The organism is uncultured Erythrobacter sp., assembly GCF_947502395.1.
In the GTDB taxonomy this organism is placed as follows: Bacteria; Pseudomonadota; Alphaproteobacteria; order Sphingomonadales; family Sphingomonadaceae; genus Erythrobacter.
On the sequence record NZ_CANMZM010000001.1, the window covers coordinates 866,522 to 892,014 of the forward strand.

The 25,493-nt window shown below is 57.8% G+C and carries 26 protein-coding genes; 9 read left to right on the top strand and 17 right to left on the bottom strand.

Going from position 1 to position 25,493, the window contains the following annotated elements:
- Positions 1 to 6 precede the first annotated feature (6 nt).
- Positions 7 to 285 (bottom strand): hypothetical protein, encoded by a 279-nt coding sequence (locus Q0778_RS04205; protein ID WP_298304013.1) that lies wholly within the window; start codon positions 283 to 285, stop codon positions 7 to 9.
- Positions 282 to 944, bottom strand: coding sequence for a LexA family transcriptional regulator (locus Q0778_RS04210; protein WP_298304011.1), 663 nt, complete (start codon positions 942 to 944; stop codon positions 282 to 284). The genes Q0778_RS04205 and Q0778_RS04210 overlap by 4 nt, the downstream gene beginning before the upstream one ends.
- Positions 945 to 1,117: 173 nt before the next feature.
- On the opposite strand from Q0778_RS04210, the gene Q0778_RS04215 reads away from it, so the two are divergent.
- On the top strand, positions 1,118 to 1,393 hold the full coding sequence (locus Q0778_RS04215) for a hypothetical protein (RefSeq protein WP_298334245.1): 276 nt from the start codon (positions 1,118 to 1,120) through the stop codon (positions 1,391 to 1,393).
- Entirely contained in the window at positions 1,383 to 1,841 is a 459-nt protein-coding gene (locus Q0778_RS04220) for a hypothetical protein (RefSeq protein ID WP_298334247.1), read from the top strand. Before Q0778_RS04215 ends, Q0778_RS04220 begins: the two co-directional genes overlap by 11 nt.
- Before the next feature lie 118 nt (positions 1,842 to 1,959).
- Here Q0778_RS04220 and Q0778_RS04225 read toward each other — a convergent pair whose 3' ends face one another.
- The 6 genes from Q0778_RS04225 to Q0778_RS04250 all read right to left on the bottom strand — a co-directional run bounded on the left by Q0778_RS04225 (position 1,960) and on the right by Q0778_RS04250 (position 9,000).
- Positions 1,960 to 3,336: an aldehyde dehydrogenase family protein gene (locus tag Q0778_RS04225; protein WP_298334249.1), complete on the bottom strand. Its 1,377-nt coding sequence runs from the start codon at positions 3,334 to 3,336 to the stop codon at positions 1,960 to 1,962.
- 28 nt (positions 3,337 to 3,364) lie between these two features.
- On the bottom strand, positions 3,365 to 5,023 hold the full coding sequence (locus Q0778_RS04230) for an acetolactate synthase large subunit (protein WP_298334251.1): 1,659 nt from the start codon (positions 5,021 to 5,023) through the stop codon (positions 3,365 to 3,367).
- Between the two features lie 135 nt (positions 5,024 to 5,158).
- A complete protein-coding gene (locus Q0778_RS04235) occupies positions 5,159 to 6,097 on the bottom strand; it encodes a D-2-hydroxyacid dehydrogenase (protein ID WP_298334253.1) in 939 nt (312 codons plus the stop codon).
- A gap of 118 nt (positions 6,098 to 6,215) precedes the next feature.
- Positions 6,216 to 7,715 carry a cysteine--tRNA ligase gene (gene cysS, locus Q0778_RS04240; RefSeq protein WP_298334874.1) on the bottom strand — a complete coding sequence of 500 codons (1,500 nt, stop codon included), beginning with the start codon at positions 7,713 to 7,715 and terminating at the stop codon, positions 6,216 to 6,218.
- 37 nt (positions 7,716 to 7,752) lie between these two features.
- Positions 7,753 to 8,331 carry a carboxymuconolactone decarboxylase family protein gene (locus tag Q0778_RS04245; protein WP_298303993.1) on the bottom strand — a complete coding sequence of 193 codons (579 nt, stop codon included), beginning with the start codon at positions 8,329 to 8,331 and terminating at the stop codon, positions 7,753 to 7,755.
- 6 nt (positions 8,332 to 8,337) lie between these two features.
- Entirely contained in the window at positions 8,338 to 9,000 is a 663-nt protein-coding gene (locus tag Q0778_RS04250) for a nitroreductase (protein ID WP_298334255.1), read from the bottom strand.
- Between the two features lie 101 nt (positions 9,001 to 9,101).
- On the opposite strand from Q0778_RS04250, the gene Q0778_RS04255 reads away from it, so the two are divergent.
- Positions 9,102 to 10,133 carry a toll/interleukin-1 receptor domain-containing protein gene (locus tag Q0778_RS04255; RefSeq protein ID WP_298334257.1) on the top strand — a complete coding sequence of 344 codons (1,032 nt, stop codon included), beginning with the start codon at positions 9,102 to 9,104 and terminating at the stop codon, positions 10,131 to 10,133.
- A 38-nt stretch (positions 10,134 to 10,171) separates the two neighbouring features.
- Here Q0778_RS04255 and Q0778_RS04260 read toward each other — a convergent pair whose 3' ends face one another.
- From Q0778_RS04260 to Q0778_RS04275, 4 genes are all read right to left on the bottom strand, one after another.
- Positions 10,172 to 10,489 carry a hypothetical protein gene (locus tag Q0778_RS04260; RefSeq protein WP_298334259.1) on the bottom strand — a complete coding sequence of 106 codons (318 nt, stop codon included), beginning with the start codon at positions 10,487 to 10,489 and terminating at the stop codon, positions 10,172 to 10,174.
- The gene (cobT, locus tag Q0778_RS04265; protein ID WP_298334261.1) at positions 10,486 to 12,321 is read right to left on the bottom strand and encodes a cobaltochelatase subunit CobT; all 1,836 of its coding nucleotides are present in this window, start codon (positions 12,319 to 12,321) and stop codon (positions 10,486 to 10,488) included. Before cobT ends, Q0778_RS04260 begins: the two co-directional genes overlap by 4 nt.
- 49 nt (positions 12,322 to 12,370) lie before the next feature.
- On the bottom strand, positions 12,371 to 13,024 hold the full coding sequence (gene fsa / locus Q0778_RS04270) for a fructose-6-phosphate aldolase (protein WP_298303983.1): 654 nt from the start codon (positions 13,022 to 13,024) through the stop codon (positions 12,371 to 12,373).
- Between the two features lie 106 nt (positions 13,025 to 13,130).
- The gene (locus Q0778_RS04275; RefSeq protein ID WP_298334263.1) at positions 13,131 to 13,826 is read right to left on the bottom strand and encodes a DUF4197 domain-containing protein; all 696 of its coding nucleotides are present in this window, start codon (positions 13,824 to 13,826) and stop codon (positions 13,131 to 13,133) included.
- Positions 13,827 to 13,882: 56 nt separating this feature from the next.
- Between Q0778_RS04275 and Q0778_RS04280 the strand changes: the two genes are divergently transcribed.
- The 3 genes from Q0778_RS04280 to Q0778_RS04290 all read left to right on the top strand — a co-directional run bounded on the left by Q0778_RS04280 (position 13,883) and on the right by Q0778_RS04290 (position 18,347).
- Positions 13,883 to 16,051 (top strand): primosomal protein N', encoded by a 2,169-nt coding sequence (locus Q0778_RS04280; RefSeq protein WP_298334265.1) that lies wholly within the window; start codon positions 13,883 to 13,885, stop codon positions 16,049 to 16,051.
- A 103-nt stretch (positions 16,052 to 16,154) separates the two neighbouring features.
- Positions 16,155 to 16,745 (top strand): hypothetical protein, encoded by a 591-nt coding sequence (locus Q0778_RS04285; protein WP_298303975.1) that lies wholly within the window; start codon positions 16,155 to 16,157, stop codon positions 16,743 to 16,745.
- A gap of 39 nt (positions 16,746 to 16,784) precedes the next feature.
- Complete coding sequence (locus Q0778_RS04290) at positions 16,785 to 18,347, top strand: cryptochrome/photolyase family protein (RefSeq protein WP_298334267.1); 1,563 nt, start codon at positions 16,785 to 16,787, stop codon at positions 18,345 to 18,347.
- Here the strand turns inward: Q0778_RS04290 and Q0778_RS04295 are convergent.
- Together Q0778_RS04295 and Q0778_RS04300 are read right to left on the bottom strand one after the other, a co-directional pair.
- Entirely contained in the window at positions 18,344 to 18,724 is a 381-nt protein-coding gene (locus Q0778_RS04295) for a nuclear transport factor 2 family protein (RefSeq protein WP_298303969.1), read from the bottom strand. The genes Q0778_RS04290 and Q0778_RS04295 overlap by 4 nt on opposite strands.
- Before the next feature lie 44 nt (positions 18,725 to 18,768).
- On the bottom strand, positions 18,769 to 19,530 hold the full coding sequence (locus Q0778_RS04300; protein WP_298334269.1) for a siderophore-interacting protein: 762 nt from the start codon (positions 19,528 to 19,530) through the stop codon (positions 18,769 to 18,771).
- A gap of 125 nt (positions 19,531 to 19,655) precedes the next feature.
- Here Q0778_RS04300 and Q0778_RS04305 point away from each other — a divergent pair, with 125 nt between their 5' ends.
- Both Q0778_RS04305 and Q0778_RS04310 read left to right on the top strand, forming a co-directional pair.
- Positions 19,656 to 20,288, top strand: a complete 633-nt coding sequence (locus Q0778_RS04305; RefSeq protein WP_298334271.1) for a glutathione S-transferase family protein — start codon at positions 19,656 to 19,658, stop codon at positions 20,286 to 20,288.
- 9 nt (positions 20,289 to 20,297) lie between these two features.
- On the top strand, positions 20,298 to 21,083 hold the full coding sequence (locus Q0778_RS04310; protein ID WP_298334274.1) for an SDR family NAD(P)-dependent oxidoreductase: 786 nt from the start codon (positions 20,298 to 20,300) through the stop codon (positions 21,081 to 21,083).
- Here the strand turns inward: Q0778_RS04310 and Q0778_RS04315 are convergent.
- The 3 genes from Q0778_RS04315 to Q0778_RS04325 form a co-directional block, all read right to left on the bottom strand.
- Entirely contained in the window at positions 21,080 to 21,877 is a 798-nt protein-coding gene (locus tag Q0778_RS04315) for a thioesterase family protein (protein WP_298334276.1), read from the bottom strand. The two genes, Q0778_RS04310 and Q0778_RS04315, sit on opposite strands and share 4 nt — an antisense overlap.
- An 86-nt stretch (positions 21,878 to 21,963) precedes the next feature.
- Entirely contained in the window at positions 21,964 to 22,710 is a 747-nt protein-coding gene (locus tag Q0778_RS04320; protein WP_298303959.1) for an isocitrate lyase/phosphoenolpyruvate mutase family protein, read from the bottom strand.
- Positions 22,707 to 23,750: a methylated-DNA--[protein]-cysteine S-methyltransferase gene (locus Q0778_RS04325; RefSeq protein ID WP_298334278.1), complete on the bottom strand. Its 1,044-nt coding sequence runs from the start codon at positions 23,748 to 23,750 to the stop codon at positions 22,707 to 22,709. Before Q0778_RS04325 ends, Q0778_RS04320 begins: the two co-directional genes overlap by 4 nt.
- Before the next feature lie 82 nt (positions 23,751 to 23,832).
- Here Q0778_RS04325 and Q0778_RS04330 point away from each other — a divergent pair, with 82 nt between their 5' ends.
- Positions 23,833 to 25,455, top strand: a complete 1,623-nt coding sequence (locus tag Q0778_RS04330) for a trypsin-like peptidase domain-containing protein (RefSeq protein WP_298334280.1) — start codon at positions 23,833 to 23,835, stop codon at positions 25,453 to 25,455.
- Positions 25,456 to 25,493: the final 38 nt, after the last annotated feature.

Consider the following 25,493-nt stretch of genomic DNA (forward strand, 5'->3'; position numbering starts at 1 on the left):
GTGAAGTCATAACCACCTTTGGGGAATCTCAAGCCACTTCAACAGACCGGCACAAATGGGAACACCGACCCAGGCAACGAAAATCTGTGCGATCAATGTCCAGCCGAAAACTTCTTGGTTTACGTTCCCAAAACCTAGGCCAAGGAATGTGATCGCCCAGAAAAGCGGAAAGGCCAAAAGCACCTGCACCAAAGTGGCTCCAACCACAAACTTTGCGATAATGAATGGCAAACCCACCATTAGCCCAAGCATAAATGCAGCGTCACCATACGGTGCATCGCTCATATCCGCCCCCCTTTCCAAACCACGCGGCCAATTACTTCCATCTCGTCAGCTGCAACATCTACCGGCGGGTATGCCAAATTCTGACTAAGAAGCGAAAACCGCCCTGCCCCGGCTTGCGCCACACGCTTGACCATAAGCGTATCGCCCAGGCGCACAACATGCACGCCATCGCGGAAAGGCCGAGCCGCGGTGTCGATCAATATCTCATCGCCATCATTAAGAAGCGGCTCCATCGAGTCACCTTCGACCGTGATGGCGGAGAGTTTTGAGCCTTCCAGTCCCTGTTCGCGCAGCCACTTGCGGGAGAAATGAAAGGCATCAAAGGGCTCCTCGCTATCCGGCAATGCGCCAGGGCCAGCCGATGCGCCGATATTGAGCCTGGGCACGTCGATATAGCCCGCTTCAGGCACCGAGCTGCGGGTCATGTAGGATTTTTCCTTCGCCACACCCTCCAGCCCACCAAGCTCCGATTCATTCACACCAAAGAACTCAGCCAGGGTCTTGCGATCCCCCTCTTCAAGCTTTCGCGGGCTCCCCTTTTTAATAAATTGCTGCAGATATGAGGGGTTTCTGCCGAGCAACTCCGACAGCCTCGCCAGGCTCGCCCCACGCTCTTTTGACAATTCCACCAAGCGCTTACGCGCATCTGACCGACTCATATCGAGGCCCCTTTCACTCGAATCCAAAGGAATATCCTTCACAAATCCTTCCTATACGAAGGATTTTTCCTAGACAAGTAGGAATTGCAGTGGAACATTTGCAGAACATTGAGCGATTCGCGGTGCAGGCCTTCGCCTCGATCGATTTGAAAACAAGCGCAAAGGGGGCACCCATGTTGATTCGAAAAGTTGAGAACTTCCTGCGAGCACACAAAATGGCGGCCACTAAGTTTGGCCGTCTCGCTGCTCACGATCCGCGTTTTGTGCTGGACCTGCGAATGGGCCGAATCCCGCGCAAAAAGACCGAAGAACGCACCCTTCAATGGATGGCAGAATTTGAAGCAGGCAGTCGGACCGAAGCGCGTCCGCTCTCCTTCCGCCCCAAGACAAACGGACACTCGGATCGTCGTCATGCTCTCGAGGTGAAAGGGTTTCGCCATGCTGCTTGATCCGCAAATGCTGGGACGTGCATCGTTTGGAAATACACTTGGCTCGCTGTTTGCGCGCCATCGCCTCGAGACCAAATCCGCCGATCATGCGGCCAGTCATTCGGCTCTCAACCGGCCCCACCCCATGCGAGCTCGCCGCACCACCGGAGACCGTCTGCGCGAAGCTCTCATAAAGCTCTCTGGACAGTGTGCCACATGTGTCAAACATGAAGAGAAAGCGTGGAGTTCGATCACTTTTTCCGGCACGCGGCACGAGATTACGCTGCGCTTTGAGGGATCGGAAGCGGTGGCGCATGGTGAAGAGTTAATCGAGCAACTGCCGGAGCATGAGTTTACCATCCCCGGCCAGCTGGTCGCCGATGCGACAATCCGCGAAGTCGATCACCGTTTCGGCATGCAAGAGCGATTGGTGATTACGGCGGTGTTGCTATTGTTGGAGGAGAGTTAAGGTGCGCCCGAACGAGCCGCAGGCTTGCAAGCGTGACCACGCGCCCGCAGCGGGTCCGCAGCGCAAGCGGAGGACGTCTAGCGAGGATGCGGCCCCGGATGGGGCCGCGCAAAACTGACTACGCCTTAATCACAATCATCTTCTCGATGGTCATCTCATGACAGGTGTAGGGGATGCCCCCTACGCCATGACCAGATTGCTTAAGCCCTGCAAAAGGCATCCAATCGGTCCGGAAGGCGGAGTGATCGTTCACCATCACCGCCGAGGCATTGATATGGCGATAGGTGTGCATCGCGCCTGCGAGATCGTTGGTGTAGATCGCCGCTTGGAACGACACGTCGAGAGAGTTGGCCTGCGCAATCGCAGTATCCACATCGTCGTATGAATAGAGGCAAACCACCGGCCCAAACACCTCGTTTTGCGAGATTGTGACATCGGCCGGTGGATTGAGCAGCAATGTCGGTGCGTAGGTCGTATCCGACAGCTTTTCACCGCCACACAATAAGGTGGCACCGGCTGCCACAGCCTCATCCACCCACTCGGCCACACGGTCGCATTCCTTGGGTCGAATCAACGGTCCGCACTCGGTGTCCTCCGCCGTTGCATTGCCAACTTTGAGAGCCTCGACTTCAGGAACCATTTTTGCAGCCAGTTCATCGATGATCGAAGAGTGCGCAAAGATCCGCTGAACCGAAACACACACCTGGCCTGAGTGGTAGAAACCGCCTTTCACAAGGCTAGGCACGGCAGCTTCGAGGTCAGCAGAGGCATCGACAATAACGGGGGCCACTCCGCCATGCTCCAGCGCACACCGCGCTCCCGGAGCCAATTGCGAGCGCAGCGACCAGCCGACGCCGGCCGAGCCGATAAAGCTGAAGAAGGCGACACGAGGGTCCGCCACCATTTTGGATGACACATCGCGCGGGGTCACCACAGCCTTTGCCCATTCCTTGGGAAGCCCCGCCTCGTGCAGAATATCAATAAACTCGAACGCCGAAAGCGGCGTGTCGCCCGCTGGCTTCACGATTACAGGGCAACCTGTTGCAACCGCTGGCGCGACCTGGTGCACGATAAGATTGAGCGGGTGGTTGAAGGCAGAAACCGCCACCACTGGCCCAATCGGCTCGCGCGAGGTCCAAGCAAGCCGTCCATCACCGGCGGAGGTAATGCCCATCGGAATCTCGGTGCCCTTAAGCGCGCCGATCTCGTGGATGCACAGCTCTATCCCATTGATGGCGCGGGCGACTTCCACCCGCGCATCTATCAACGGTTTGCCGCCTTCCGCTGCCACTTGCATGGCCAAATGCTCGAACCGCTCCTGCATGATCTCCGCCGCGCGGTGCAGGATGGCTGCACGCTCATGCGGCTTCATCCAGGCGTTACGGTCCTCGGCAAGCTCCTTCGCCCGCGCTAGGAAAGCATCCACCGCCTCCCAATCATGCGTCGGAACGCTCCCGATGACGGAGAGGTCGAACGGGTTCACCACTTCATGCATGGTCTTATGTCCTTCTCGTCAGGAGCGATCAGAGCTTTGCGCTCAGTTCCTTAATGTCGATGTTCAGGATCTGATCGTTCTCAGTGTAATCCACTGGGCAATCGATCAGGTGAACACCCGGCGTATCACGGCAATGCGCAAGCAGCTCAGTCAAATGCTCAGAGCTTTCCACACGGTGCCCCTTAGCGCCATAGCTTTCCGCATAGGCGACAAAGTCCGGATTGCCATAGGTCAAGCCAAAGTCGTCAAAGCCCATATTCGCTTGCTTCCAACGGATCATGCCATAAGCATCATCGCGCAGAATAAGCACGGTGAGGTTGAGACCGAGGCGCACCGCGGTTTCCATCTCCTGGCTGTTCATCATGAAGCCGCCATCGCCGCAAATCGCCATTACATTGCGCTCTGGGTAAAGCATTGCGCTCATCATGGCCGATGGCAGGCCAGCGCCCATGGTCGCCAGCGCATTGTCGAGCAGAACGGTGTTGGGAAGGTACGCAGTGAAGCCGCGCGCAAACCAGATCTTATACACCCCGTTGTCGAGGCAGATGATGCCATCGCGCGGCATGCTGTCGCGGACTTGCTGCACCAGATGCGGCGGGAAGATTGGAAAGCGAGTATCCCCGGCCAGAGCATTGGTGTGGTCAAGCTCTGCCTGATGATAGGCAAGCATGTGATCAAAATCCCAATCGCGATTGGGCGAGATGTCTTCCTTGATCTGCCAGATAGCGTTGGCGATATCGCCGATGACTTCAACCTGCGGGAAGTAGACAGGGTCCACCTCTGCCGTCCGGGTCGATACGTGGATCACCGTGACGCCATTGTCTTTCATGAAAAATGGCGGTTTTTCAATCACATCGTGACCAACATTGATGATGCAATCCGAGGCCTCAACCGCGCGGTGTACGAAGTCGCCTGCTGACAATGCAGCGCAGCCCAGGAATTTGGGATGGCGTTCATCAATAACGCCCTTGCCCATCTGTGTGGTCAGGAAGGGAATGCCGGTCTTTTCGACAAACTGTTCCAGCATTCGCCCGCACAGCTTGCGGTTGGCGCCAGCGCCGATCACCAGAACGGGGTTCTTGGCCCCCTCGATTGCCTTGACCGCAGCACGAACGGCCTTGGGTTCCGCCGAAGGACGGCGCGCGACGCTCTTGGGAAGCGGCTTCCAATCTTCGGTTGGCTCCTCAGCGATATCTTCGGGCAGTTCGATCAGGGTCGCACCGGGCTTTTCCTCTTCGGCGAGGCGGTACGCTTCGCGCACACGGCTCGGGATGTTGTCGCCTGCCGCAATCTGGATCGAATATTTGGTCACCGGCTCCATCAACGAGACGATATCGACGATCTGGAACCGGCCTTGCTTCGACTTCTTGATCGGCTTCTGCCCGGTAATCATCAGAACCGGCATACCGCCGAGTTGAGCATATGCGGCCGATGTCACAAAGTTCGTCGCGCCGGGGCCAAGCGTGGCAACACAAACGCCGGTCTTGCCGGTGTGGCGGCCATAGGTCGCAGCCATAAAGCCAGCGCCCTGTTCGTGGCGGGTAAGGATCAGCTTAATCTTGTCCGACCGGCCCAGCGAATCAAGAAAATCGAGGTTCTCTTCGCCCGGCACACCAAAGATGTACTCGCAGCCTTCTGCCTCCAGACATTCGATAAAAACGTCGGATGCTTTCTTGGTATCAGTCATGCTTGCAATTCCCCCCATTTTGCGCGCAGGTCCATTGCTCCTGCGCGCGTATGTGTTCGGTCATAGAGACCGCGTACTCCCGATGTATTGCAGGAATCTATCAGATTCCAAGTGCAAGTTGCACATTTCGAAATATCAATAGCCCAACTTTGGATCAAAGATCGGGGCAACAGGCTCGCCGGCGAGGTATCTCTGCAAGTTCTCCAAGAACCGCTCAGCGCTGCGGATAAACATCATATTCTGCGCGCGGCCCGAGAGGTGCATCGAGATATGCGCGTTGTCCAACGTCCAAAGTTCGTGGTCAGCCGGAAGCGGCTCGGGAGTGGTCACATCGAGGAAAGCCCCACCGATTTTTCGAGCTTTGAGCGCTTCAATCAACGCCGGCTGATCCACCACTTCCCCGCGCGCGATGTTCACTAGGATCGCGTCAGACTTCATTGATGCAAGCTCATTCGCAGCAATCATGTTCTCGGTCTCAGGGGTTGATGGCACCGCCAGGATGATCCAGTCGAATTCGCCCAATTGCTCGCGCCATTGATCGGGAGTTAGCACACCGGCCCCGCCTGATCGGCGCACAACGGTCACATCGACATCAAAGGCTTCGAGGCGTGGTTTGATAAGTTTGCCGATCGCGCCATAGCCCAAGAGCAACGCCTTTGAGCCCGCCAATTCGCGCTTGCCCGGGCTATCCATCAACCACTCGCGGCGGTCCTGCGCGCGCACCACATCGCGATACCCCTTAGCGATATTGAGCATGCCCATGACGGTGTACTCCGCAATGGTGATCGCGTTGATCCCAACGCCATTGGTCACAGTGATCCCGCGATCAATCAAAACATCCATCGGCAGAAAATCGAGACCAGCGTAAATCGAGTTGAGCCATTTTAGGTCAGTCGCGGCGTGTAATGCAGCGGCCATCGCCTCTTTCTCATTCATATCGAACCAGCCGATCTCCGCCCCTTTGACCGCTTCGAGAGCTTCCTCATGAGTCATAAACCAGCGCACATCCAAGCCAGAGGGCAACTGGGATTCGAGCAGCGGGCGGATAAGGCCTGAGATTGCGAGTGTGGTCATTGAAGTCTTCTCCCCTCCCGCTTGCGGGAGGGGCCGGGGGTGGGCCTTCCCAGCGGGTGTTTGCTTTTGCCTAGCCCACCCCTAACCCCTCCCGCAAGCGGGAGGGGAACGCTAGACTTCACGCAAGCTTCCATTCCCAGCCCAGCGGATCGCCGTCCATTACGTCGACACCCTTTGCCGCCAATTCGTCTCGAATTGTGTCAGATCGCGCAAAGTCCTTTTCCGCACGTGCAGCCTTACGGGCAGCCAATGCCTCTTCGATTTCGCTTTCGGTGATATCCGCCGACTTGGGCCGAATGCGCAAGTCTTCGCGGGTCAGCCCAAACAGATTTAGGCCAAGAACTTCATCCATCCATTGAGCAACATTGACCCTCTCAATAGGATCAATTTTTTTGGTCGCTAGCACAGCCTCCAGGATTGGTAATGCTTCTGGGGTGTTCAGGTCATTGTTTATTGCCTCGTTGAATTGCTCCATCAAGGGAACCAGTTTTGGAGATGTATTGAGAGACAGTTTGCGCTGTTCCTCAGCTGGTCGCTCGTACCACCCCGATTGAGCCTCGCTGGCTTTTCTCGCCGCCATCACCATCCGCTTTAACCGTGTAAGAGCCGCCTCCAGCCCTTCCCAGCTGAACTCAAGCTCAGAGCGATAATGCGCTTGCAAACACATCATGCGGTAGGCGAGCGGGTGATAGCCTTTGTCGAGCAGCAATTGGAGCCGCAGGAATTCACCAGACGACTTCGACATTTTGCCGGACCGCTCAACCAGAAAGTTGTTGTGCATCCAGATGTTCGCGCCTGAATTGCGCGCTTCGGACAGCCCTCCACATCCACAAAACGCCTGATTCTGCGCAATTTCATTGGGGTGGTGAATCTCGCGGTGGTCGATCCCGCCGGTATGGATGTCGAAAGGGAAGCCCAGCAGCTTCTCGCCCATGACCGAGCATTCCAAGTGCCAGCCAGGCGCGCCTTTGCCCCATGGGCTGTCCCATTCCATCTGGCGCGTTTCGCCCTCTGGGGTCTTGCGCCAAATCGCAAAGTCGCCCGCGTTGCGCTTGCCTTCAAGCTTCTTGATCCGCCCCCAAGAATCTTCGGCACCTTCCTCGGTGACAGCGCGCGCGAGTTTGCCGTAGTCGGCGACGGTGGAGATGTCGAAATAGAGGCCGCTGTCGAGCTCATAGCAGTGTTCATCTGCCATGCTCTTGCCCCAAGCGATCATCTCTTCGACATATTCGGTGGCACGCGGGTGCTGCTTTTGCTGCACGTTAAGGCGCGCCAGATCGGCTTCAAAATCGGCCTGATAAAAGGCGGCGATATCCCAGGCAGACTTGCCTTGGGTGGCCGCCATTTTTTCCATTTTGTCTTCACCCTCATCCGCATCAGACGTCAGGTGACCTACGTCCGTGATGTTGATCACATGGGTGAGCTTTAACCCCCTGTGTTGCAGCGTGCGTCCAAGCGTATCGGCAAACACATAAGCGCGCATATTACCGATATGCTGATAGTTATAGACCGTCGGCCCGCACGAATAAACCCGCGCCTCACCTTCATGGACGGGGGTAAAAGGCTCGATCTCGCGGGTCAGCGAGTTGAAGAGTTTAAGGCCAAAAGCTGAGGACATCATAGTGGCGCTGCTTTTATGCGAGGGCTCGCCCGGGTCAACCGTCCCAATCGCGCGATGCGAATGTTTCTTTGGCAAAGTTCAGCGGCTCTTCCTCAAGCTCGCTGCCTATGGTGTCATTGTAGCGATTGAGGAAACCAAACAGCGAGATCACCGAAACGATCTCAACGATCTGCTTGTTGGAGTAGTGCTTTTTGAGCTCATCGAAATGCGCTTGCGTCGCTGCATTAGGCACTTGTCCACCTGCAAACGCCAGATCCAACGCAGCGCGTTCAGCATCGGTGAAAAGATCGCTGGTCTGATACTCCCAAACCTTCGCAATCTTCTCAGCCTCGCCGCCGGCACGGTGCGCCTGATGGGTCGTGTGCGCCATACAATAGCGACAGCCGGCCGCGCTACTCGCAACGGCCGCGATCATGTTTTTGAGCGAAGTGGGAAGCTCACCGCCTGCCAAGATGTTGGCAGCAAACGGCCCGAAAGTCGCGCTCAACTCTGGCCAATGCGCCATCGTGACAGAGGAATTGGGCAGAAATCCCATAAAGGCCTCGGCCATGGCAAAGCCCTGTTTCTGCTCTGGGGTCAGTTGATCATCATTGGGAGGATCTATGCGGGCCATTGTTGCCTACTCAAACCCGTGGAACGTCACATGTTCGTCCAGCGGTACACGCTCGCGCTCAAAACTGTTCACCGGAGCATCGGCATCGCGATGGCCAATCGCCATGCCGCAAAACAGCATGTAGCGATCGTGATCGAGGCCAAGATGATCGCGGATGACATTGGCGTAATACGCCATGAATTCCTGGAAACAGCTGTCGAGCCCTTCTTCGCGCAGGAGCAACGCCACGGTTTGCAACCACATACCAGTGTCGGACCACTGCGGCTCTTTCATAAATCGCGGGAAATAGGTGAACATGACGCAAGGGGCATCGAAGCTGGTTGCATTGCGGCCCATGGCCTTCATCCGCGCTTCGCCATCATCGCGTGCAATGCCAAGCGCTTCAAACATGCCCTTGGAAATCCCGTGCAGCCGGTCTTTGTAATGGTCTTCGGCAAGGGGTGCATTCCAATCGTATTCGAGCGTCTGCGGCGGGGTTGAAGTGATCTTCTCCTGAAGCGCCTTGAGCGAATCTCCTGTCACAACGGCGGCTTCCCAAGGTTGATAATTACAACCCGATGCGGCCCACCTCGCTGTGTCGAGCACCCGGCGGATGGTTTCCAATTCGACCGGCTGGTCGGTGAATTCGCGCACCGAGCGGCGCGACGTGACAGCTTCAGTTACATTCATGAACGCGGTGCTAACCGGGCCCGCGACCAAGAGCAAGGCGCTTGCATCAGCTTGGTATCCAAGCGTATCATCGGTGCCGCAGTGCTCTTGGGGGGAAACCGGTGCCCGACGTATTCATCTCCTATTCGCGCCACGATCAAGAGGCGGTGGCTCGTCTTGCCAAGAAGGTCGAGGCCGAGGGGTATGACGTGTGGTGGGACGCCGAGCTGCCTCCGCACAAAAGCTATGGCGATGTGATCACCGAGAAGATTGGCGCGGCCAAGGCGGCGATTGTTGTTTGGTCTGAAACGGCAGCCGCAAGTGAGTGGGTCCGTGCCGAGGCTGATGTGGCGCGAAATCAGAAAAAGCTTATTCAAACGGCGCTGGGCGATCTGATCCCGCCGCTTCCCTTCAATCAGATCCAGTTTGCCGACATTGGTGACTGGCAGGGAGAGGATGACCATTCCGGCTGGCGCAAGGTCATGGCGAGCCTTACCGAGCTTTGTGGGGAGCGCGAGTGGGGCGGCGCGGCCGCTGCCGCCTCTACGACCGCCGCGCCCGCACCTTCGCCAGCACCTCCTCCGCCTCCACCCCCGCCTCCACCAGCGCCGGTTGCGCAAGCCTCAGCTCCGTCAAAATGGCCGCTGTTTGCAGGGATTGGAATTGCGGCTCTGGCTATCTTAGCAGTTGGTGCCTTTATGCTGGGCTCCTTGGGCTCAGAGTTTGACGAGGATTTTGAGCCCGACTTTGCAGAAGTGGAAATGCCCGAACCCGGTCCAGATACAGTTCCAGAAATCGAGGACTTTGCCGCTCCCCCCGAACCCGAGCCAGCACCGACACAAGACCTCTCCGCGGCACCCCGCAGTGGCCAGTCAGGCGGACGAAGGGTCGCGTGTTATTTCAGCACGCCGTTGGGCGAATATGATGGGGCTTGTGCCTTCCGTGCAGGTTCTGGCGGAGACTTTATGACGACCAGCCTGAGCGGCCCCTACGCTGAGGGAGTGACGCAGATCGGCCTCGATGTGGTCGGCAATGGCGTCGGCGTTTTAGAGGTTTACAGCGAGTCCTATGGCATCGAGCGCTTCGATGTGCGCCGAAGCCAAGAAGACCGCGCCTGTTGGCAGGGTGAATATGTGATCTTCTGTGCAAGGTGAGTAAAGCTAGCGTCGGCTGGTGACGGCTTAAGTTACGTTCATTCTATGACCACCTCTACTCCGATGTCATCGCCCCATTCTGGGTCGTCAATCCTGTCCTGACGATAGGCTGCGATTAAAGACACAAACTCCTGCGCATAACCTGATTGCAAGCGACTCAAGTTACGAATGATCAATCGATACGGAGGCCGAATTTTGTTCATCTCAGTGTAGAAAATCATCGACTCCGCAAATGCCTCGGAGCCTCTGCCATGCCAAGGGACACTCCCAAGAGCCTCGGCTAATCCATTATAGAAATCATTCTCGCTGGACCACCGTGACGCATCGACTTCTATTGTCTTCGCAGCGTCGCTCACCGACGTCCGCCCTTTTCATCTTCAAAGAGCTCCGCAAGCTGCTCCATGATCGTGCCACCGAGTTGTTCCACGTCCATGATCGTCACGGCGCGGCGGTAGTAGCGGGTCACATCGTGGCCGATGCCGATGGCGACGAGTTGCACGGGGGAGACGTTCTCGATCCAATCAATCACACCGCGAAGGTGCGCTTCCAAGTATCCGGCTGAGTTCACCGAAAGCGTCGAATCATCCACCGGCGCGCCGTCGGAGATCACCATCAGAATGCGGCGTTCTTCGGGGCGATAGATGAGCCTTGAGTGCGCCCACAGGAGCGCTTCGCCGTCGATGTTTTCCTTGAGCAGACCCTCGCGCATCATTAGGCCGAGATTCCGGCGCGCGCGGCGCCATGGCTCGTCGGCTTGCTTGTAGATGATGTGGCGCAGATCGTTGAGACGCCCCGGTTGCTGCGGTTTGCCATCCGCCAGCCATGCCTCACGCGACTGGCCGCCCTTCCACGCGCGGGTGGTAAAGCCCAAAATCTCGGTCTTCACCCCGCAGCGCTCCAAAGTGCGCGCAAGGATATCGGCGCTGATCGCGGCAATGCTGATCGGACGCCCACGCATCGAGCCTGAATTGTCGATCAGCAAGGTCACAATCGTGTCCTTGAACTCAATATCGCGCTCAACCTTGTAGGATAGCGCCGTCCCCGGCGAGACGATCACGCGGGACAGGCGCGCTGCGTCCAGAACGCCCTCTTCCTGATCAAAATCCCAGCTGCGGTTTTGCTGCGCCATCAGGCGGCGTTGCAGGCGGTTAGCGAGCCGTGTCACCACGCCTTGAAGTCCGGTCAGCTGGCTATCGAGATAGGCTCGCAGCCGGTCGAGTTCCTCTGCATCGCAAAGCTCGGGCGCTTCGATTTCCTCGTCGAACCGCTCAGTAAAGGCCTTGTAGTCGAGGCCTTCTGGAATGTCGGCTTGCGGGCGATTGGGGCGCGTGGGGGCGTTGGAGGCATCGCCGTCTTCACCCGGTTCGCCTTCTTCGAAATCCTCATCGCCTTGCATCTCGGCTTCGGTCTCGCCGTCAGCCTCGCCTTCCTGCATTTCGCCGGCTGCTTCGGCGGCATCGGGATCGGCTTCGCCTTCTTGCTGCTCATCGCCTTGGTCCTCTTCGTCCTGACCATCGTCTTCGTCAGAATCGTCCTCATCGGTTTGATCCTGATCCTCCGTTGGACGGGTAAGATCGAGGTCGCGCAGCATATCGAGCGCGAGCTTCTGAAAAACCTCTTGGTCGCCAAGGCTGTCTGCAAGAGCGGAAAGGTCATCGCCCACCGCTTTCTCGATCGCCTCGCGCACAAGGCTGAGACCTGTGACAGCGCGCTCTGGGATAGGCTCTCCGGTCAATTCCTCGCGCACCATCAATGCAAGCGCGGTCTGCAGCGGCACTTCGGAAGCGTTTTGCGCGCGGGTGATGCCGTCTGAGTTCAGGCGCGTCTCGGTCGCGTCGTCGAGGTTGGCCTTGATCCCGTCGAACCGGTTCGCGCCAAGCGCCTCGTAACGAACCTGCTCAATCGCATCGAAACACGCGCGCGCAACAGGTTCAGGCGGTGCGTTCACGGCGTGCAAGCCAGCATCGTGGTGGCGCAGTTTGAGCGCAAAGCTGTCCGCAAAGCCCCGCGCTTCACTTACCTGATCGGCTGGCAAATCGCGGCCCGGCAGTGGCACACGGAAGCGATTGCCGGATGCGCCCGGTACATCGGCGCTCCACGCAACTTCGACTTCAGCGTCTCGCGAAATCGCACGGGCAGCTCCGGTTAGAGCTTGTTTGAACTGATCGAGGGGGGTTTCTTCAGACATTGCGGGTCGCCGTTAGCAACTCATCCGCCCCGGCGGAAGGCGTATCTGATCAAACGATGCTTTGCCCGGTCGCTTCCCAATCCTTCAAGAATCCTTCGATGCCCTTGTCAGTGAGGATATGGTTGAACAGTGCGTGGATGACCTTGGGCGGAGCCGTCATGACGTCGGCGCCAATCTTCGCGCTTTCAAGCACGTGGGTGACATGACGAACAGAGGCGACGAGAATCTCAGTGCTGAAGTTGTAGTTATCGTAGATCAGGCGGATGTCTTCGATGAGATCCATGCCATCGAAACCGTTATCGTCATGACGACCGACAAATGGCGAGATAAAGGTCGCGCCCGCTTTGGCTGCGAGAAGCGCTTGGTTCGCGGAGAAGCACAGCGTCACATTGACCATCGTACCCTCACCCGTAAGCGCCTTACAGGTTTTGAGGCCGTCCACCGTCAGCGGCACTTTGATGCAGACATTGTCCGCGATTTTGCGCAGCAACTCTGCCTCTTTCATCATGGTTTCATGATCGAGCGCGACGACTTCGGCGCTGACCGGGCCATCGACGATCCCGCAGATCTCCTTTGTCACTTCCATAAAGTCGCGACCCGACTTGTGGATGAGCGACGGGTTGGTCGTAACTCCATCCAAAAGGCCTGTTGCAGCAAGGTCTTTGATCGCATCAATCTCAGCGGTGTCGGCGAAGAATTTCATGGGTGTGCCTCTTGGGAAGAATGATTGCGGAGGTGATTGCCTATCTCAACACAGATTCGCAACCAACGGGCCTAGATGGACGGTGGGAATTCGTGGAATTCTAGTATCAGAGCGCCCCACCCAGACCGAACACTCCGATCAAAAGCGGATCGTTGGTGCCACGCGGATTGGAGCGGATTAGCGCCTCCTCTTTGCCTATCTCATTCCAGATTGCATCGTCAATATTGCCCGCAAAGCCTTGAGCAATCGCACCAATATCGCGGCCGCTCACCGACCGGAGCAGCTCGCTCACCACCGGATCTGAGGTGATGCGGATGGCCTGGCCGAGTTCGGGCACAAGCTGATCGACCAAACGCCCGCCCAGTTCTCCGCGTAGGAATCCGGTTGCCGCGTTGGGGCCGCCGCGCACAAGTTCGGCTGCATTGGCAAACCCGATAGTGCGCACTGCCTCGGTAACAATGGGGGCGGCTTTGAACGAGGCATCGACAGCCAGATCGGCGAAGGCATCTTCCAGCTGGTCTTTTACCAACGTGGACGTCAAGAGCCGCGTCAACACGTTACCGCGCGAGCCGAGCATATCACCAAGGCCAAGCTTAGCGACTTCCTGATCCCAAAAGCCATCTGGCGCAGTGAGGCGCGCAAAGGCGTTCTCGCTCGACACCAAGAGCAATCGGCGCACCGCTTCGGTTAGGCTGAAACCGGGAACACCAGCACAGGCTGGCAGAGTGAGCACCGCAGACAGTGCTAGTCCTCCCCCAAGGATTCGGCGGCGTGCTAACGGGGTTTGCGTTTCTTTGTGCATATCTGCCTCTCCACTGGCTGGCATATCATTGGCGCGCAGCATAGTTATCGCATGTGATGAACCGCGTTCGCCTTCTCGTCCTTAATGCAGCACTGGGGCCGCTTGATTACAAGCTTGCTGAGGGAATGGCTGTGGAAGCGGGCAGCGTCGTTGTGGCGCCATTGGGCCCGCGGACTGTTACCGGGATCGTTTGGGATGAAGGCCGTTTGCCTGGAGCCGAGGTGGATGCAAGCAAGCTCCGCGCGCTTCGCGAAGTGGTGGCTGTTCCTCCGGTTTCGACCGCTCTTCGCCGCCTTATCGAGTGGACCGCCGAGTATTACTGTGCCCCCCTGGCAAGCGTCGCGCGTATGGTGCTGTCCAGCGGAGGCGCACTGGGTGGGCCGACCACGACAATCGAATATCGGCTGGTCGAAGGGGCCGCGCCAGAACGCATGACGCCGCAACGTGAGACCGCGATTGACCTTCTCAAAGGTGAGCAAGGAATTTTGCGTGAATTGGCAGAAATTTCAGGAGTTTCCACCGGAGTCCTGCGCGGCCTTGTTAACCAAGGTGTGATCGAGCCGGTTACGGTGGTGATTGATCGACCCTACCCCCAAGGCGATGCGGATTTCCATCAACCCGCCCTTTCCGATGATCAGATGCGCGTTGCCAAGACATTGGTGAAAGCGGTTGAAAAACGCGAGTTTGAACCCTTCTTGCTCGACGGTGTGACCGGCTCGGGCAAGACCGAGACCTATTTCGAGCCCGTCGCGGAAGCCTTGAGGATGGGCAGGCAGGTGCTCGTCCTGCTTCCCGAGATTGCGCTCACCGAAAACTTCCTCAGTCGGTTTGAACAACGCTTTGGTGCAGCGCCCGTCCAATGGCACTCATCCCTCAAATCAACCGAGCGACGGCGCGCATGGCGGGCAATCAGTGAGGGGAGCGCGCAGGTGATCGTTGGAGCACGTTCGGCGCTGTTCTTACCCTATGCGAAGCTTGGCCTAATCATCGTCGACGAAGCGCATGAGATCAGCTTCAAACAGGATGACGGCGTGCGCTACAATGCCCGCGACGTCTCCGTAATGCGTGCCCGATTTGAGAAGATACCAGTGGTGCTGGCCAGCGCGACACCTGCACTCGAAAGCCTCCACATGGCGAACAGCGGGACTTATACCAAGCTCGAACTTCCCAGCCGATTTGGTGGCGCACAACTCCCTGAAATCAAACTGATAGACCTCACCCTTCATAAGCCGGGTGCAGGTCGCTGGCTCGCGCAGCCATTGATCGAAGGTTTGGAAGCGCGGCTCGACGCAGGCGAGCAAGCGCTGCTCTTCCTGAACCGTCGGGGCTACGCTCCGCTAACGCTGTGCCGCAATTGCGGCCACCGATTCCAATGTCCCAATTGCAGCGCTTGGCTGGTCGAACATAGGCTGTCTCGCCGCTTGTCCTGCCACCACTGCGGGCTCGAGGGACCCGTCCCTGAAAGCTGCCCCGAATGCGGTGAGGCGGATTGCTTGGTTGCATGTGGTCCGGGCGTAGAGCGCATTGCCGATGAGGTTGCGGAACTCTTCCCCGACGCACGGGTCGCAGTCGCGACCTCGGACACGCTTGGCTCGCTCGAGCGCGCCGCAGAATTCATTGCCAAGGCAGAGGCGAAGGCAATTGACGTGATCGTCGGCACGCAGTTGGTGACTAAAGGTTTCCACTTTCCAGAGCTCACATTGGTCGGCGTGGTTGATGCAGACTTGGGGTTGGAGGGCGGAGACCTGCGAGCAGCAGAACGCACCTACCAACAAGTCGCACAGGTCGCAGGACGCGCTGGGCGCGGATCAAAACCGGGCGAAGTCCTGATCCAAACCCGCCACCCCGAGGCGACGGTGATTGCTGCGCTTGCCGATGGCGATCGCGATGGCTTTTATGAGGCCGAAACCGAGGCACGTCGCGAAGCAGGTGCGCCGCCCTTTGGTCGCTGGGCAGCAATCATCCTGTCGAGCGAGGACGAACGCGAAGTGCGCGACAGCGCAACGCGTATGGGGCACGCACGCCCGCACTTGGAAGACGTGATGATTCTTGGCCCTGCCCCCGCCCCCATGGCCTTGCTCAGAAACCGCTACCGCTATCGCTTCCTCATTAACGCTCGGCGAAGCGCCAATCTCCAAGGTGCACTACGCGATTGGCTGGGGACCCAGGAGTTTCCCCCTGGAGTACGCGTGGGAGTCGATGTGGACCCATACAGTTTTGTGTGACCCCAAACGTGCTGTAGCCTCAAGTTGAACGGATTAAGCCATTCCTTACTCTATCGTGCCACAGATAACGACGATCTAACCCGAGGATTGCTAGAGTTACGCCATGTCGAAGCTTACCACTCTTTCAAATTGTGCATGTGCGATTGCCCTCGCGGCATCGCCCTCACCTGCATCTGCGCAGGATAATCGAAGCGAAGAGCAATCAAATTGGACATGGGATCAATCGGATAGCCAGACCCCCAAGACTTGGTACGTGATGATCGCGGTCCATCAGGCCGTCGGTCCGGCTGGATGCGATACCTACCGCTACAAAGTTTCAACAATTGACCCTATTGAGGTTACCGGCCCGCCGGAAGTACGCTCAGCCCATGGGAACGAAGTCGCAGCATGGTGGATGATGTTTGTGCGCGAGCGCGCGCCCATTCCCTATCGCTGGCTCACCACCCCGGCCGGGCATGAGCCCCCAGAGGTCTATTTCCGCCAGAGCGCCGAAGAAGCCATGGAAGCCTTTCGGGCAGATGGCCACCTTCGCCAAAGCCGGAGCTGCTCGGGTTCGAAATTGGTTGGTCTGCGTACTCAGAGCTTTCAATTCACGCCCCCTCCCGGCTTTACCGACGTGGACTTCGGGCTTGAGCCGGCCCCTCAAGGGGTAACAGTCGCACGCGATCTCGCGCCGGTTCCAGGTACGCTGTAAAACCACGGCACCATTGCGCGGCTGGCGCGTTACCCGGGCATGACCTCTTGCCAAATGCTCATTCCTATCCTCGGCGACCAGCTGACCCGCACGCTTGCAAGCCTGCGTGGCCAGCCAAAGGAGGGCCGCGTCATCCTTATGATGGAGGTCTGGGACGAGGCAACTTATGTCAAACACCATAAGCAAAAGATCACGCTGATCTTTTCAGCTATGCGTCACTTCGCGCAGGAGTTGGGCGATGCGGGGTGGAGCGTTGATTATGTCAAACTCGACGACGCAAACAATTCCGGGAATTTCACCGGCGAAGTCGCCCGGGCGATAGAGCGCCACGATCCCGACTGCATCCGCGTGGTCGAAGCAGGCGAGTGGCGGGTGCAACAGCAGCTTGAGGAATGGCCCGACAAATTCGCCTGCGAGGTCGAAATCTTGCCCGATGATCGCTTTGTGTGCTCGCATCAGGAGTTTCGAGACTGGGCGGAAGGCCGCAAGCACCTGACGATGGAGCATTTCTACCGCGAAATGCGGCGCAAGACCGGATTACTCATCACCGAGGACGCAAAACCCAAGGGCGGTGACTGGAATTACGACAAGGACAACCGCGAGGCACCAGACGATGACATGGACCCGCCGCCGGTCCCCAGGTTTGAGCCTGATACCATAACACGAGAGGTCATGGAGCTGGTCGAAACACGGTTTGGCGACCATTTTGGTAATCTCGAGACGTTCAATTGGCCAGTAACCTCAGCGGAGGCGGAGAAGGCCGCAGATGCCTTCTTTGCCCAACGGATTGAGAGGTTTGGCCCCTATCAGGATGCTATGGTCCATGGCTCAGATGACCTCTATCACTCCATGCTTTCCTCCAGCATCAATTGCGGCCTGCTCGACCCGCTTGAGCTGTGTAAGCGAGCGGAGGAGGCATATGAGGAGGGCCGCGCGCCGATAAACTCGGTCGAAGGCTTCATTCGTCAGATCATTGGTTGGCGTGAATATATTCGCGGCTTCTATTGGCTGCATATGCCTGACCTTCAAAGCGACAATGAGTTGAATGCCCAGCGAGCGCTCCCTGAATTTTTCTGGACCGGTAAGACCGATATGCGGTGCGTCTCAGACTGCATCAGATCGACCCATGACAACGCGCACGCCCACCACATTCAGCGCTTGATGGTGCTGGGAAATTTCTGCCTGCTCGCAGGGATCAATCCAAAGGATGTACAGGATTGGTATTTGGCGGTTTATGCCGATGCCTATGAGTGGGTGGAGCTTCCCAATGTCTCGGGCATGATCCTTTATGCCGATGGAGGCAGGCTCGCGACAAAGCCTTATGCCGCGAGCGGGAACTACATCAACAAGATGTCCGACTACTGCAAGAAATGCTCCTACAGCGTCAGCAAGAAAACTGGCGAAGGCGCATGCCCCTTCAACCCGCTTTACTGGCATTTCATGGATCGTCACCGCGAGCGGCTGGAAAGCAATCACCGCATCGGGCGCATCTATTCAAACTGGGATCGCATGGACGAGGTCAAGCGGCAGGAATACCTCGATAGCGCTGAGAGCTTTCTCGCAAGCCTGGAGCCAGCGAAACCAGGTTGGGCACGCGATTAGGAGGGCTGCAAAGCCTTCAGCAGGCCAGCCGCCGCGCCGGTATCAACATATTCGCGCAAAGTGGTGATCTTGCCATCCTCGACCTCAGCAACAACGCAAACGGTCAGCTTGAACGTGCTCTTATCGGGAAGCGTGCCGCACACATTGTGTTCTTCGACAAAGCCACCATCAGTCTGCCAGCGGATGGCATCCTCATAGCGGAAATCGGGCACTACGGCATGCACAGCCGTAGTGAATTGCATCAATGTGTCGACATCCATCGCTGGCCCGCCATTCTGGCTACCGCGAAATGTGTCTGCACACAGGGCCCGCGCACTCTCAAGATCGGCCACTTCCAGTGCGGTGAAAAAGCGCCTTGCAATTGTGATCATATCCATGTGGACCAAGGCTAATGCGCCCTGCCCACGATGGAAAGGATGGATTACTGAATCGGCACTTCCTGCTCGTCAGCGTCCTCGCGCTTCACCACTTTATGCTGCGTTTCAGTGAGGCCAAGCTTCCAATAGCTTGAAATGTAGAGATTGGGAGATGCCAAGCCCAGCTCATCGCGCAAATAAGCACGCAGAAGCTTCATTCCTTCAAATTCGCAGGCCGCCCAGCCTGCTATCTCGCAATCGGGCAGTTCAATCTCGCGCAGGGCATTGGCCAGAAGCTCTGGGTGATGGCCTGGCTCTGGATTTACGATCCAGCGCAGTTCAATGCCATCAGGCGCATCGATCGCAATCGCGTCCTCTTCGTTCTGGATCTCAAGCGCGGCCACGCCCTTCGCATCGCGGTGCATCGCCTCCAGATTGGCCGTAACTGCTGGGAGCGCGGACATATCACCAGCGATCAAATAGAAACCGCAATTCTCAGGCGGAGGCTTGGCAGGGCCAGGACCGCGAATGGTCATAGAATCACCCAAATCAGCCTCGAGCGCCCAACCCGTCGCAGGACCAGCCGCCTGACCTCCGTGGAGCGCGAACAGAACATCAAGCTCCGTCTCGCGCTGACGCCGGATGGTGTAGGTGCGCATCAGCGCCTTTTTCCCTTCGCTTCCCGGCTCCAAGATCAGTTTGAAGTAACCGCCCTCCTGCCCCTGAGGGAAATCACGAAGTGCTTCACCGGCAAGTGTAATCTGGTGCATCGAAGGCGAAACCCGCTTCGATGAGGCAACTTTGAGATTGTAGAAAGCTTGGACCATTGCCTCCACTTAATGAGAATAGTTCGCAAATCAATGGGCTTGAGGGCATTACCTAGTGAATTCTCTCGACACCCATTGCCTGATCGCGCAATCAGGGTCGCAAACTGGAACAGGAAACCAACCCAATGCTCACCATCCATCACCTTCGGATCTCTCAATCGGAACGCATTGTCTGGCTGTGTGAGGAGCTGGGGATTGAATACGATCTGAAGCTCTACAACCGCGATCCTGAAACGCGGCTGGCCCCGCCTGAATTGAAATCACTCCACCCGATGGAGATTGCGCCCGTGATTACTGATGGCAATCTGGTGCTGGGAGAAAGTGGCGCGATCATGGACTACATCGTGGGCAAGTATGCGTCCGAGACCAATCTGGTCCCCAGCGCAGACGATCCCGATTTTGCGCGGCACCTTTATTGGTATCACTTTGCCAATGCGACGCTGATGACCAATGGCATGATGAGCATTGCGGTGAATGCGGTGGGTGCGCAGATGCCTCCCCCTCTAGCCAAACGCATCACCAACGCCTGGGCTCATATTGAGAAGGCTTTGGGTGAAGCCGATTATTTCGGTGGTGCGAACTTCACGACCGCCGACATCATGCTCGGCTTCTCCCTCACCACAGCGCGAGCATTCAACGACATGAGCATTGAGGGCATGCCCAATTTGCAAGCCTACCTCAAACGCTTCGGCGCACGCGACGCATACCAACGCGCCATGGCGAAAGCGGAGCCCGGTTTCCCACCGAAGCTCGATTGAAGGACAGCCATGCAATCCTACCACCCCCTCAGCCGCTCCATCGCAGGTCACAGAGCCATCATCACAGGTGCCGCAAGCGGTATGGGCCGCGCGACAGCACATCTGTTTGCTTCCGAAGGCGCGCATGTGGCTGTGACCGATCTGGATCAGGCCAAATGTGAGGCGGTCGCCAAAGAGATTGCGGAAGCAGGTTATTCGGGCAGCGCCCTGCCGCTGTCGCTTGATGTTACCGATGAAACCGCGATTGAGGCACGTATCAAGGAGGTCACGGAGAGTTTTGGTGGGCTTGATATCATCGTCAATAATGCGGGTTTTGCGATCCATTCAACGATTGAAGATGAGAGCTATCCAGGGGTCTGGGACAAGAGCGTGGCCGCCATGCTGACCGCTCATCAGCGTATTATTCGTGCCGCCATCCCGCATCTTCGAAAAAGCTCAGCTGCGCGCATCGTCAACATCGCCTCAACCGAAGGGCTTGGCGCAACGCCGGGCAATTCGCCCTATGTCGCCGCCAAGCACGGGGTAATCGGCCTTACCCGCGGTCTCGCCGTAGATCTTGGCCGCGATGGGATCACGGTAAATTGCATTTGTCCGGGGCCGATCCGCACCGGCATTACCGAAGCAATCCCGGACGAGCACAAGGAAATCTACGCCAAGCGCCGCGTGCCCCTACGCCGTTATGGCATCCCTGAGGAAGTCGCGCATATGACGCTATCGCTCGTACTGCCAGCCGCGCAGTTCGTGACCGGAGTTGCGATACCGGTTGATGGCGGGCTCACGATCAAGAACGCCTAGTAGAACGCCAGCTGGTTCGAAATCGCTAAAAGCTTGCGATCCTGAGACCATATCCGCGTTGTCTGTGAGAAACGCCCGCTGAACACCCGGTCGCTGGTGGCCTCGACAAGCACGAAGCCGCCTGCAAGCGCATCGAGATCGGCCTGAGTGCAGAAGAGGTGCATGTCATACTGCACCGTCGCTCCGAAACGCGGGGTCGGATCGAGGAAGAAGGTGCGCGGCATAGGCGTGTCTGAGACTGCCAAAAGCGCCTTTGCATCCCACGGCCGATCCTCCGCATCGCGCACCCAAAAGGCCGAATGCGGGCGTTCTTGTGCGGAAAATGGCTTACCCCGCGCCACTCGCTGTTCATAGCGGCTCAAGAATTTGGGGCCCGGCGCGTCGGGTAGTCGGGGAGAGGTCTCGGGAGATTTCACATCCGGAAATTCGCAAGCGTAGTCGAGCGCCTTCTCTTTCATGTCAGAAAAGACGTAGTTGGCGGTGAAGATAGGGTCGCTTGGCGCGTCTTCACCTGTGAATTCAGTGCGTAGAAAAGAAGTGCGCCGACCCTTCCGCAGGACACGCATGTCGATATCAATACCTGACTTCGGCAAAGGCTTGAGGAAGGATGCTGTAATGCTTGCAAGCATCGCGGTTTGCGGCTCGGCTTGTTGGATTGCCGAATACCCCAAAGCGAGAGCCCAGCCACCAAATGCTGATTGGAAATTCCAATACATCTCCCCGCCCGTCGAGCGCAGGTGGCGATCAGAAACGCTTTCAAGCTGGGTTGCGGAATCGAGGGCGAATTCGGTCATCGATGCGGTTCACTAGTTTGCTGCACAGCCGCGTCAATGCAAATAGTGAACGCACCGGTTTAATATTGTCCCCGACAATGCCTTAATCAGCCCGAGATAGCCGCTTTTGCCGCTTCGGTCACCCCAGCCATCGCCGAATGCCACGGTGCGCCGCCATAGCTGATCCGCGCCACACCAAGCTGCGCAAGTTCGGCATTGCTCACCATCTGCGGAAGCCGCATCACATTCACCGGAAGCGTAACCTTGTCGCAAACCTGGGCGATGAGATCAGGATCGCTTAACCCTGGGATGAAGAAGCTTCCCGCCCCTGCCCTGGCATACGCTTTCGCGCGTTCAATCGCGGCATAAACGAGCTCCGTCTGATTCGGGTCTTGCCCTTCCATGAGCGGTCCGAGGAATACGTCGGTGCGCGCATTAACAAACAAACCCGCTCGATCGAACACCTCGATCCGCTCAGATTGTTCATCGATTGAACGCAAACCGCCTGCGCGGATCAACCTGTCTTCAAGATTGCACCCGATCACTCCCGCGTGAGCAAGAGCATCAGCATTGTCCGACAGATCGGCCAGATTGGTTGCGTAGCCTGCCTCGACATCAACGGTAATCGGCAACTCGACAGAATCAGAGATTTGCTGAGCAGTTTCAACCAATCTGCGGAATGGAATGTGTTCTCCATCCTCATAGCCCTGCGACCCGGCGACGGAATGACTGCCGGTTCCAATCGCCTTCGCGCCGGCTTCGGCGACGGCCCGTGCGCTCCCTGCGTCCCAGACATTGAACAAAACAAGCGGATCGCCCGCTTTATGCATCTGCGCAAAATCGCCCTTGGTCATAGCAATCCTCCACCTTCCCGTTTCAAAAGCTCCGCCTTGATCTCCGGACCATAGGCATAGCCGCCCACCCCGCCACTGGCCGGCACAACGCGGTGGCAGGGGATGAGGACAGCGATATTGTTTGCGCCATTGGCGCTGCCCACTGCGCGGCTTGCCTTGGGATTGCCGAGCATGGCCGCTTGCTCGCCGTAGCTGCGCGTCTCGCCCGCCGGGATTTCGCGTAACGCGTTCCAACAACGTTGTTGGAACGCGGTGCCTTTGACATCGAGAGGGATGTGCGAACTGTCACTAGAAGGTTCTTCGACAGCCGCGACAACTTGATCAAACAGCGCCTTGAAGTCCCCTCCTGCTTCAATAATATCCGCCTTGGGAAAACGCGCTCGCAATTCTGCCTCGCCTTCTTCAAAGGATAGACAGCACACACCTTTCTCCGTCGCGGCAACCAGCATGGACCCGAGACTGGTATCAATCACACTCCAATGCACCCGTCGCCCCTCGCCTCCATTGGCCCAATCGCTTGCTTGCATGCCCAGCCTTCCTTTTATGTCCGCGTAAAAGCGCGAGGGCGCGGAATAGCCCGCCTCGTATAGCGCCTCGGTAACACTTGCTCCGGTCTTCAGCGCGTCCTTCACCCGTTCCTCGCGGAGAGCCCGCGCAAATGAGGCGGGGGAAAGACCCACGGTGCGCTTGAAGAGGCGCTGAAAATGGGTTGGTGAGTAGCCCGTGAGGTCGGCCAGCTGATCCAGCGTCATAGCGCCCTGACTTTGGATGGCAGCAATTGCAGCCAAGACACAAGCTTCTTCTGCGCTTTGGGTGTTGGGGGAGCATCTTTTGCACGCCCTCAGGCCAGCCTCCTCGGCATCTGCAGGTTTCGCATAGAACTTCACATTCTTACGCAAAGGAAGCCGCGCCGGGCAGGATGGACGGCAATAGATGCCGGTTGAATGGACGCCGGTCACAAAGCTGCCATCATACCGACGGTCTTTGGCCTGAACTGCCAGCCAGCGTGCCTCGTCGTCGATCTCGTGAATATGTATCATGCCAACCATTTTGAAATCATATTACCATAAGCGCATCCCGAAGCTTGCGGTCAATGTCGCAGCCCTTGTACAGACCCACCTAATGACAGTTTTTTCCCGCCTCTTCGTTGTCCTGATCGCGTTTGCGTTGGTGCCAGCCCCCGCCAGCGCCGATCCCGCCGATATTGACGCGGCGGCGCGCGGCGTTGTGCGCGTGGTTTTGATTGACAACAGCAGCGATGATCCTTCGCCCATTACCCATGGCAGTGGTTTTGCAGTGGGGCCGCGCATGATCGTAACCAACGCCCATGTGATCCGCGAGGCGCTGGTCGACGACACGCTGAAAATTGGAATCGTGCCAAGCGAGGGCGACTCTGGGACCTTCGCAACCCCGGTTGCCGTTTCCCCGCGCAACGATCTGGCATTGCTTGAGATCACCGACGGTGCGCTGCGCTTGCCCCCGTTGACACTTTCGGGCGGCGGAACCACCAATATGGGAGAGGTTTCGGCCGTGGGCTACCCCATGAATGTGGACTTGGCCCAGGGGCTGGAAATCCGCGATATCTTCCGCGCGCAGCCGCCGGTGAAAAGTCGGGGTTTCCTCTCGGGCGAGCGACCCAGTCGCCAATTTGACACCATCCTCCACACCGCTCCCATTGCGCGGGGCAATTCGGGCGGGCCCTTGCTCGATGGCTGCGGCCGGGTGCTTGGGGTCAACAGCTTCGGGGCAGATTCGAACGGGTCGGATGCCGAGTTCTATTTCGCCGTGTCATTACGCGAGCTTCTTCCCTTCCTTCGGGAGAATGGGCTTGAGCCATCCGTGAATGCCCTACCCTGTACGTCCATCGACGAGTTGAACGCCGCCGAACGTGCTCGCTTCGATCAGCAACGCGCTCAAGCGCAAGCACGAGTTGAAGCGCGTGCAGAGGAAATGCGCGAGAAACGAGCAGCGGCGCAATTGCAGGCTCAAATCGAAATCCTTGATGCGCGTGACAACGCCATGGCGCTGGCCATGGTTCTGTTGTTGGTCGGAATTGGCGCAGGCTACACCGCCGGGCAGCTGCGAAGCTCGCAAGCTCAGAACCCACAAAATCAAAGCCGCGCGATGATCGCAGCCGGTGTCGCGGGGGCCGCCTTGATTGGCGCAGTGCTCGTGTGGATCACGCGCCCAAGCTATGGGGATATTGAGGAACGCGTTGCTGTTTTGATGGGTGACAGCGAAGATCCCGACTCAGGCACTCCCAATCCCGATGGCGATCTTGCTGGTGACGGGACGCTCATCTGCACGCTCGTTCCCGAACGCAGCCGGATCACAGGCGCTCGGACAGACGATGTCGAGTTTGATTGGGCCGCCAATGGCTGTGTTAATGAGCGCACTCAATATGGCATGGTGAGTGGCGAATGGACCCGTGTGCTAGTGCCATCGAGCGAGGCCGCGGTTTCGGTTAGCAGCTACGACCCCGAAACCCGCACCTATCGCACTGACCGTTATCTATTGGGACGCGAGGCCATGGAGGCTGCCCGTGCAGCACGCGCGGAGTACTCGCCTCCAGCCTGCGGCGTCACCGATGCGGCGCGGCTCTTGGGCGAGCAGCAATCAGCGCTGATCGCAATGCTGCCCGACCGCCCGAACGAGCGGCTCGTTTATTCGTGCGAACGCAAGCGCAAAGGCGTTGGCGGCACTCTGGGCGCAGCTTTCGATGAAGAGTTTGGGGTTGGCGAGTAAGACTGCTCAAAGAAAGTGGTCTGCCGAAGCGGTCGGCA